Origin of the sequence: Streptomyces sp. NPDC085866 (assembly GCF_044541035.1) — a bacterium.
In the GTDB taxonomy this organism is placed as follows: domain Bacteria; phylum Actinomycetota; class Actinomycetes; order Streptomycetales; family Streptomycetaceae; genus Streptomyces.
This window is the reverse complement of record NZ_JBITSQ010000036.1, coordinates 1-6,888: the sequence shown is the minus strand read 5'-3', so window position 1 is coordinate 6,888 and position 6,888 is coordinate 1. Positions and strand designations below refer to the sequence as shown.

Here is a 6,888-nt window from a genome sequence, read left to right as displayed (position 1 = left end):
GCCGGCCAGATCACCGCCCTCACCGACCTTCCGGCCGCCGCGCGTTCCCCGCTCAGGCAGCTCCACGCGGCCCTCGCCGACGACGACCCCGCCGCTCTCATCCGCCCCCTGGGTGCCACCCGCCCCCACCTGACCACCACCCACCCCGGCCTCGCCGCCCGACTCGACGCCCTTACGGACTCAGCCAGAGCCGCAGATGCCGCCCCCGACTGACCGATGTAGAGCTCCATGTGCGACGTCGGAACTCACGCGGCAGGCTCCGTCCGACCGGCCGGAGCCTGCCGCTCTTCATGAGATCAACTTCAGTCAGCCAGGGTTGCCCCTAGGCGGCGCTGTCACCGTGGCAGGCGGGCATGGATGGTTTTGCCTCGCCCGGGACCGGGAGTGATGGTCGCCTCGCTGGTGAGGTGGCGGACCAAGGGCCATCCGAACCTGCCGGCGCCACCGTTGAGGTCGGGGCGCGTTCCAGGGCGCGTTCCCGCGGGGGTGACGGGTTGAGGTGGGTGGCGGCGACGTGCACCGCGTCGGCGGTGGCGCCGAGTTGGAGGGTGTAGCGGCCGCCGCCGTGGCGCAGGGCCTTGGGTGGCGAGTTCGGAGACCGCGAGGGCGAGGGTTTCCGCCGAATCGGAGGCCGGAGGCGGATCCAGGCCTTCGACGAAGGCGCGGGCGACGTCACGGGCGCGAGCGACACCGGCGGGGCTGTCGCCCTCAACCACGGCAGGGGCTCTGGGGGCCCGCGTGCGTGTCGTCTCCATGTCGGTCATGCGCTGTCACCCCACCCTGGATCGGTTGTGCCTCCAGGCTCAGCATGTGGCCGCCGAGCCGGGAAGCAACCCGGGACAGCACTCTTTCGGGTGTACCGGAGGCACGAGTCTGAGCATCAGCCCTAGAGAAAACCTGTGATCGCCGTAGTAGACATTGGCTCGTCGCGGAGTTACTGTCGTGGTCGTACCCAGGAAGTCGAAGAGGGCACGGCAGACACGAACTGCCGTGCAAGCAGGTCAAGTAGGACGCGACCCCGCGGGGCCGCGAGCAGTACCCGCGATATCCAGCGGTACAAACCGAGTAACCGAAGGTAAGGAGCGAGACGCCATCAGGATCGCCCGGGCGAGGAAGCAGTCCGCCCGGGTACGCAGACCCCGGATTGGAAGGTGGTCCCCGGTCACGCATTCACGATCCCCGCAGCCCCGCCCTCCCAGGCGGACCCTGCGGATGCAGAAGACCGGCACGATGCGCCGGTAGATGGTGTTGCAAGCTCGGGGCCCGGGTGCCAGTACTGGCACCCGGGCCCCCGATGCGTCCCCGGAAGAAGAGGTCTATGCCCCCTGCCGCATCCCGTCCCGCCGACAACCTCGACGATGACGACTACCCTGCCTACACCATGGGCCGGGCCGCCGACATGCTCGGCACCACCCCCGCCTTCCTGCGCGCCCTCGGCGAACACCGCCTGATCACACCTCTGCGCTCCGAAGGCGGCCACCGCCGCTACTCCCGCTACCAGCTGCGCATCGCCGCCCGCGCCCGCGAACTCGTCGACCAGGGCACCCCCATCGAAGCTGCCTGCCGCATCATCGTCCTCGAAGACCAACTCGAAGAAGCGCAGCGCATCAACGAGCAAATGCGCACACAAGGCCCCGAGCCGCAGTCGAAGACCTCAGCCTGACCGGACGCCGGGCCCGAGCTGGACACTGACAGGCACTGAGGAGGGAAGGGCTTCGATCATCATTGACCACCAGGGCCGGCGGTGGACCTTTCTGACCAACCACGCGTGGGTGCTGGTGATCGCCCGGAATCCCACTGCCCGGTTGCACGAGCTCGCTGCCACCTGTCAGCTCACCCAGCGCACGGCTCAGCGCATCGTGGCAGATCTCGCAGAGGCCGGCCATCTGCAAAAGGACCGGGTCGGCCGACGCAACCAGCAAACCGTCAACCACGATGGGCCGTTCCGGAATCCAGCGGAGGCCGAACTGTCCATCCGCGCCCTCCTAGACCTCCCACCGGCCTAAAGCACGAAGACACGGACGATGCCCCCGGGCCGCCCCGCCACCGAATAGACCCCACCATCGGCCCCTGAAACGAGCGCCCCTGACTCCCACAGGGGAAGGACCCCGGCGATCACCACGCTGGGGTCCTTCTCTGTCCAAGACGGTTCCACCAGTCTCGGGCCGGAGCCCTGCCAGCGCGCCGGTTACCCACCGGCGGCATGACCAGGCCCAGTGAGGCACACGCCTGCCGTGTCGACGTCCGCACCGTCCCGCGCGCCTGGAACGATGGTTCTCATGCAGCCGCTGCCGGCTCCCTGCCCCGCCCGACCTCATTCCCGACGCGATGGGCATGGCGGCCTTCAAAGCGGCGTATCGGCAGGCCAAGGAGCAGGACGCCATCTTCGTCGCCATCGAGTCTCTGGGCGAGCACTGGACGGTGAAGGCCGACATGATCACCGCCCCGCAGCACGCCGTCGCCGCGTCGGTGTACGACGCCGTCCGGGCCGCGGTCATCCAGCTGATCCGCGCCGGCGAGATCCGCTCGAACTCCTCAGCGGGGCCGGTCTACTTCGTACTGCACGACGTGGCAGAGGAGGGCCGGGCCCGCGAACCCGCAGCCGCCCTGCACGCCGCCCTGTACGGAAACCTGGCGTCGCTCGCCCTCGCGATGCCTACCGCATCCTGACCAGCAGCCTTCAGGACTCCAAGATCATCTCGTGGCGGCTTTTGGGCTCACCTTGTCCGCGGCAGGAGAACCCCAGCAAGATCAATCTCGCCGGGATTTCCTGTACCTCAACTACTCACACCCGGAGTTGCAGAGCCAGCTCGACGCGCTCCGGCCAGTCTGCAATCGGATCCTCTCCGAGAAGATCAGTACGCGCGTCAAGACCCGGCCGGAGCTGGAGAAGGCGCTGAAGCTGGCGTACGACATCAAGGAGGCAGCCCCTGACCAGGAGGTCATCCTCACCGTCCACGAGCTCAAGCGCCTCGCCCGCAACGCCGCCGAGCTGATGACGCTGTCCGGGCAGCTCCAGGCCGCCGGCGTCCAGCTCGAACGGAACTACATCCGGGAGAAGACCCTGGAGGGGCAGGTGACCGCCGCGGCCAAGGGCAACCACGGCTGACGGCCAAAGGTCATCGACGACGACATGCTCACCTTCGCCCGCGCGCTGAAGGGCAAGGGCGTCCCCGTCCCGGAGATCGCGAAGAAGCTGACCATCAAGACTGGCAAGAACGCCGGACAGCACCCCTCGGTCGCCTCCGTCTACCGCGCGCTCGCCGAAGCCGAGGCGAACCAGGCCCCGGCCGGGCCGGAGATCATCGCCTCGCGCCGGCCGACCCGGGTCGACCTCACCGGGCCCGGCAGCGGCACCGACCCCGAGCTGATGGAACGCCTCACCCAGCAGGTTCTCGACGGCACGAGCGACGAGGTGACCGACGCGCTCGCTGAGCAGACCGAGGACGGAGCGAAGGACGTCGTGGCCCAGCTGCTGGCGCAGGCCCGCAACGGAGGGAACGGCGAGTGATCCCGGGCGGTCCGCCCTCGTTCGGCCGACACCGCGGGCAACGCCTGGTTCGCTGTGCGGATGTGGACGACGAACGGAGGGCCTGGACCGGTCGCCGTACGGGGCGGGGCAGCACCGTCGCACGCTGAGGTCCCGCACCGAGACCGCCCTCGCCCGGCGCCTGGGGGTGACGACAAGGCCGTCAGCGTGCCCCGATCCTGCGAGCTCCGGCGGGACCAGGCGGTGCGAAGGCTCGTGCCCGCTCGTAGGCTGCCGCCATGACCGAGATCCAGAACCCGACGCCCCGCGACGCCTTCGAGCTGCTCATGGCCGGTAACCAGCGCTTCGTCTCAGGCACCCCCGAGCACCCGAACCAGGACGCCATACGCCGCACCGAGATCGCACCGTCCCAGCAACCCTTCGCCGTGCTGTTCGGGTGCTCCGACTCCCGGCTGGCCGCCGAGATCATCTTCGACCGCGGCCTGGGCGACCTGTTCGTGGTGCGCACCGCGGGGCATGTCGCCGGTGCAGAAGTCCTCGGTTCCATCGAGTACGGCGTGAGCGTGCTCGACGCCCCGCTCGTCGTCGTACTCGGCCACGACTCGTGCGGGGCCATCGCAGCCGCCCGGGCCGCAGCCGACGGTGGCAGGGTGCCCGGCGGCTTCGTCCGTGACGTTGTCGAACGGGTGACCCCGAGCGTGCTGGCAGCCCGCGCCGCCGGACGCGACCAGGCCGAAGAGATCCTGGCCGAGCACATCGAGCACACCGTGGACCTGCTGCTCGAACGCTCCCGCGCCCTGGCCGAGCGGGTGGCCGCCGGCCGCCTCGGTGTGGTGGGGCTGTCCTACCGGCTGGCCGACGGCAGTGCACAGCTCGTCGCCTCTCGCGGCCTTGATGCGGCGGTCCCTGCCGCGTCCTGACCATCACGGCCGTGGCTGCCCCTACGTGATTTGCCCCGGTCGGAATGAGACCCGTACACGTGGATGCGGAACCCACCGGGTTCACCGCTCGATCACCCCCGAAGGGCACCACCCGATGGCTCACGGAGCCGACCACGCGCCCAGCACCGCCCCCCCCCGCGCCGACCTGGCGCGGGCCGCGGACTGCGAGGTGTGCCGGGGATGGGGAACGGTCGTCACCGACGACGGGCGGCACGAGCTGTGCCCGGCCTGCCAGACCGGCGGAAGCTCAGCCGAATCCGCCACGAATCCGCCAGGTCCCCGCACCCGGGAGCAGTAAGGGCAGGGCGTCGGCGCTGGTCACACGGTGGTCCGGGGCCCCGCGGCGCGGCGCAGCCGGTTGGCGATCGCCAGTCCCAGCCTTTCCTCCGCCGGTAGTGACGCGACGATGAGGTCGCACCCTTGCTGGTCGAGCTCGCGCAGGAACCCGTACAGCCCGCGCGCGTAGGCGGCCATCGAACCGGGGACCTGCACCACCGCGTGCGCCTTCACCTCAGCGTCGGCGAAGGACGCAGGAAGAAAGACGCCCACCCGGTGCCCCAGCCCCTGCGCCAGCTCCGCCTCGGCGACGACCTTCTCCGGCTCGACCAGGACGACCCGCGCCCGCGGCGCGTAGTGCGACGGATGCTGGCCCGGCACCCGGACCCGGCTGGTCGCAGGGACCGCGAGCAGGCACCCCAGCACCGCTTCGAGGTCCTCGCGCGTCACCCCGCCGGGCCGCAGGATGGTCGGGATCTCGCCGGTGGCGTCGACGATGGTCGACTCGACACCGACCTCGCAGGGGCCACCATCCAGCACGAAGTCGACGGCGTCGCCGAGCTCGGCACGGACGTCGTCCGCGGTCGTGGGGCTCACCGAGCCGAAGCGGTTGGCGGACGGGGCCGTGACACCACCACCGAAGGCCGACAGCAGCGCGAGTGCCACGGGGTGGTCGGGCACGCGCACGGCTACCGTATCCAAGCCACCGGTCGCTTCCAGGGGCACCCGGCGACCACGCCGCAGGACCAGCGTGAGTGGCCCCGGCCAGAAGCGTTCGGCCAGCAGGCGGGCCGTCGCGGGTACCTCCTGAACCCAGTCGTCCAGCTGCTCCGCGCCGCCGATGTGGACGATCAGCGGGTGCGAGGACGGGCGTCCCTTGACCTGGAAGATGCGCGAGACGGCGGCGGGGTCCTCCGCGTTGGCGCCCAGACCGTAGACGGTCTCGGTCGGGAGAGCCACCAGGCCCCCGGCGCGCAGCACACCAGCCGCCTTCTCGATGTCACTCGTTCTTGCCGTCACCCTCGCAATCCTAGGTGCGTCAAGGACCGGCGACGGTCTTGATCAATCTCAGCACCTACCACGGGTCCATTGATCCCGGGGGCCGCTCAAGATCAACTGCTTAGCGCTCATGGCTGTTCCGCTGTTCCCCTCGGGCCGCTTCACCTGCGGCAACGCGACCACCGCCCTGTCCGCCATGGGCGGCACCCTGATGTCCCTCGTGGCGCTGCGGCTGGCCCGCCCCGACCTCGACGGCGACGAGGCCGCCTCGGACCTGGCCGAGATGGTCCTGCGCATGCTCGGCCTCGCTGCGGACGACGCCCACGAGGTCACCCGTCGCCCGCTGCCCGATCTCGCCCGATGACCTCCTGCACCTGAAGCGCGGCCCTCTGTGGTGCTACGCCGGCAGCGACGAGGAACGCGGTTGCCGCGGCCTCACCAGTGGGGTCCGCCCACGGGCATGCGGCGTTCTCCTCGGCGAGGGCCAGCATCAGTGCCTCCAGTGCTTGGGCGAGCACGGGTGCTGGAAGATGGTCCGCGAAGACGCCTTCGCGCTGACCGCGCCGTAGGGTTGCGACGGCCTCAGCGCGGGCCGGTGCCAGGGTGGTGCGGATCTCGTCCTCTCCCAGATGGCGCCGTCCCAAGGCGATGAGCACGCGGTAGTGGTCGCCCACCGTCCATGCCGCCAGCACCATCCGTGTCATCGCCTCGACCGGGTCGGCATCCGCAGTACGGGCTCCGGCGAACGCCTGCCGGAGTTCATTGCCTGCTTCCTGTGTCAGGTCGGCGATCAGCGCGTGTCGGCTGGAGAAGTGTCCGTAGAGGGTGCGCCGGGCGACGCCGGCCGCCTGCGAGATGTTGTCGAGACTCGCGTCCGGGTCCTCCCGCAGTTTCTGCCGGGCGGTCGCGAGGATGCGTCGGCGGTTGGAGTGGGCATCCCTGCGCTGCGAAGTACGGCCCGGGGTGTCGGTCGTCTGCATGGTTCTTTCTCTCCACGGTTGCCGGAAAGCCGTGGGCGCCGGTGCTCCCTCACGCACCGGCGCCCACTCACCCCTGCCCAGGGTGGCTTGTTGTCCCGCTGACGGGCGTCAGGGGACGAGGATGAGGCGGATCGGGTCGCCGATCTTGTTCTCAAGGCGGTGGACGGCGTCGGCGGCCTCGGCGAGCGGGATGTGGTCGGTG

Annotated in this window: 7 protein-coding genes and 2 pseudogenes; 7 read left to right on the top strand and 2 right to left on the bottom strand. The window is 70.2% G+C overall.

Annotation, left to right across the window (positions count from 1 at the left end; genetic code table 11):
• The 6 genes and pseudogenes from ACIF83_RS45620 to ACIF83_RS45595 all read left to right on the top strand — a co-directional run.
• Positions 1 to 213 (top strand): annotated as a pseudogene (locus ACIF83_RS45620) (type III effector protein); the annotation flags it as partial.
• A gap of 1,105 nt (positions 214 to 1,318) precedes the next feature.
• Positions 1,319 to 1,663: a MerR family transcriptional regulator gene (locus ACIF83_RS45615; protein WP_386579934.1), complete on the top strand. Its 345-nt coding sequence runs from the start codon at positions 1,319 to 1,321 to the stop codon at positions 1,661 to 1,663.
• Positions 1,664 to 2,334: 671 nt separating this feature from the next.
• A complete protein-coding gene (locus ACIF83_RS45610) occupies positions 2,335 to 2,670 on the top strand; it encodes a hypothetical protein (protein WP_393472755.1) in 336 nt (111 codons plus the stop codon).
• Between the two features lie 127 nt (positions 2,671 to 2,797).
• On the top strand, positions 2,798 to 3,109 hold the full coding sequence (locus ACIF83_RS45605) for a recombinase family protein (RefSeq protein ID WP_399736545.1): 312 nt from the start codon (positions 2,798 to 2,800) through the stop codon (positions 3,107 to 3,109).
• A gap of 24 nt (positions 3,110 to 3,133) precedes the next feature.
• A complete protein-coding gene (locus ACIF83_RS45600) occupies positions 3,134 to 3,511 on the top strand; it encodes a hypothetical protein (RefSeq protein ID WP_399736542.1) in 378 nt (125 codons plus the stop codon).
• A gap of 257 nt (positions 3,512 to 3,768) precedes the next feature.
• The gene (locus ACIF83_RS45595; RefSeq protein ID WP_399736539.1) at positions 3,769 to 4,410 is read left to right on the top strand and encodes a carbonic anhydrase; all 642 of its coding nucleotides are present in this window, start codon (positions 3,769 to 3,771) and stop codon (positions 4,408 to 4,410) included.
• 339 nt (positions 4,411 to 4,749) lie between these two features.
• On the opposite strand, the gene ACIF83_RS45590 is transcribed toward ACIF83_RS45595, so the two are convergent.
• Positions 4,750 to 5,727, bottom strand: a complete 978-nt coding sequence (locus ACIF83_RS45590; RefSeq protein WP_393472746.1) for an L-threonylcarbamoyladenylate synthase — start codon at positions 5,725 to 5,727, stop codon at positions 4,750 to 4,752.
• A gap of 130 nt (positions 5,728 to 5,857) precedes the next feature.
• On the opposite strand from ACIF83_RS45590, the pseudogene ACIF83_RS45585 reads away from it, so the two are divergent.
• Positions 5,858 to 6,070, top strand: a pseudogene (locus tag ACIF83_RS45585) (TetR/AcrR family transcriptional regulator); the annotation flags it as partial.
• On the opposite strand, the gene ACIF83_RS45580 reads toward ACIF83_RS45585, so the two are convergent.
• Positions 6,036 to 6,686 carry a TetR/AcrR family transcriptional regulator gene (locus ACIF83_RS45580; RefSeq protein ID WP_399736536.1) on the bottom strand — a complete coding sequence of 217 codons (651 nt, stop codon included), beginning with the start codon at positions 6,684 to 6,686 and terminating at the stop codon, positions 6,036 to 6,038. The pseudogene ACIF83_RS45585 and the gene ACIF83_RS45580 sit on opposite strands and share 35 nt — an antisense overlap.
• Positions 6,687 to 6,888: the final 202 nt, after the last annotated feature.